The 1,967-nt window shown below is 56.9% G+C and carries 2 protein-coding genes and 1 pseudogene; 2 read left to right on the forward strand and 1 reads right to left on the reverse strand.

From position 1 onward, the window contains the following. Both J5224_RS25900 and hofC read left to right on the forward strand, forming a co-directional pair. A partial coding sequence (locus J5224_RS25900; protein ID WP_264628063.1) for an ATPase, T2SS/T4P/T4SS family occupies positions 1 to 581 on the forward strand: 581 nt, incomplete at its 5' end. 10 nt (positions 582 to 591) lie between these two features. Further along, entirely contained in the window at positions 592 to 1,794 is a 1,203-nt protein-coding gene (gene hofC, locus J5224_RS25905) for a protein transport protein HofC (protein WP_264628064.1), read from the forward strand. 44 nt (positions 1,795 to 1,838) lie between these two features. On the opposite strand, the pseudogene J5224_RS25910 reads toward hofC, so the two are convergent. Next, positions 1,839 to 1,967 (reverse strand): annotated as a pseudogene (locus tag J5224_RS25910) (GMP reductase); the annotation flags it as partial.

Here is a 1,967-nt window from a genome sequence, read left to right on the forward strand (position 1 = left end):
ACCTAGATTTCAGCCGCATTTTGCGTGCCTTGCTGCGTCAAGATCCTGATGTTGTCATGATCGGCGAAATACGCGATAGCGAAACAGCAGAAATTGCCGTGAAGGCGGCACAAACCGGGCACCTGGTATTATCGACGCTACATACCAATTCCGCGATTGAAACCCTGACCCGGCTCGGGCATTTGGGCATTCCCGGCTATTTGCTCGCGGGGGCGCTGACGCTGCTCATTGCCCAACGTCTGGTACGGCGTCTCTGTCCGCACTGTAAAACACCCGCATCCCAGCCATTAATGTTCCCCGATACGCTATGGGCAGCCCCCGTTCCGCATTGGGAGGCGCAAGGCTGTGAACACTGCATGAACGGTTATTATGGACGAACCGCCCTCTACGAGCTGCTGCCACTCACCCCAGCGCTACGACACGCATTGAGTCGTGGGGCCAGCACGCAAGACCTCGCGGTACTGGCCAATGACACGGGCTATGACACGCTCTGGCTATCTGCCTTGCAAAGGGTTTCCCAAGGGGAGACATCCGCCGCCGAAATGTATCGCGTCATTGGCGCATCACCACACTCTCATTGAGCCTGAGGCCATGTCACAAAAACTCTATTCCTGGCTTGCCCTCACGTCACACGGCGAATTACAGCGCGGGGAAAGCATCGGCAATGCGCGTCAGCACGTTTATCTCCGTCTGGCTCAGAAGGGATTCCAGCCGTTACGTTTACGCTACCGGCAGACCCTCACGCAACGGTACTGGAAAGCGGCGGCACGCATCGTCTTGTTTAAACAGGTTGCCGCATTGCTACAGGCTGGCCTGCCGCTGCTGAATGCACTGCGACTGCTCGCCGAACAGCATGAACTGCCGGGATGGCGATGCCTGATTAACACATTGGCCGATGACATTGCCGAGGGCGAATCCTTTTCTGACGCCCTGCGCCACCACCCACAGGTGTTTCCCACGCTTTATCCCACGCTGGTTGCCGTCGGGGAGATGACCGGTAAACTGGATGTGTGTTGCCAACAGCTAGCGATGCAGCAAGAGCAGCAGCTTCAACTGCAAAAGAAAGTGAAACAAGCGCTGCGCTATCCCGGTTTTGTTCTGGGTGTTAGCGTTACGGTGAGTATCATCATGCTGGTATGGGTATTACCCGAATTTGCCAGCTTGTACGAGACATTTGAGGCACCGCTACCGCCGCTGACGCAGCACGTTCTGGCACTGGCGGATGTGGTTGCACATCACGCCCTGCTGTTACTGATACTGCCGGTGAGCATCGTACTGGGGTATCCGGTGTGCCGCGCGCGCTCCATGGCACTACGCCGGCTGGAAGAACGTTTTTTGCTGAAAATCCCGCTACTCGGCGCACTGATGCGAGGAGAGGCATTGAGCTACCTTTTCACGCTGCTCGCGTTGACGCAACGCGCTGGGCTTACGCTGCCTGCCGGTCTGACCGCTGCCGCCACCCTTCCCTATTTTGCCTACCAGGAAGCACTACAGCCGATTCTGCGCAATATAGAACAGGGAGACTCACTGCAACAGGCGATGACACCGTATAGCGGGTTATTCCCGCCCCCTTGCACGCAACTGATTCGCGTAGGAGAAGAAACCGGCGCGCTGGACAACATGTTTAGCCAATTAGCGCACTGGCACCAACAGCAAACGGCACAGCGCGCTGAAACGCTAACCCACACGCTGGAACCGCTGCTGATCGTAGTGGTGGGGGGCATTATTGGTACGCTGGTCATCGCCATGTATCTGCCCATCTTCCAATTCGGCAATCTGATGGCGAATGCATAACGCCTTCGCCATCTTCGTGCCGTCTGCTGCCGGGCGTGCTCGCGCTAGGCGTTGCCGTTGTAAATGCGGTTTTCCTGTTCCGCCACACGAATAAACGTGGTGCGTTTGGTGAGTTCTTTCAGGCGAGAAGCCCCAACGTAAGTGCATGCCGAGCGCAAACCGCCCAGAATATC

The organism is Candidatus Symbiopectobacterium sp. NZEC135 (assembly GCF_025962695.1).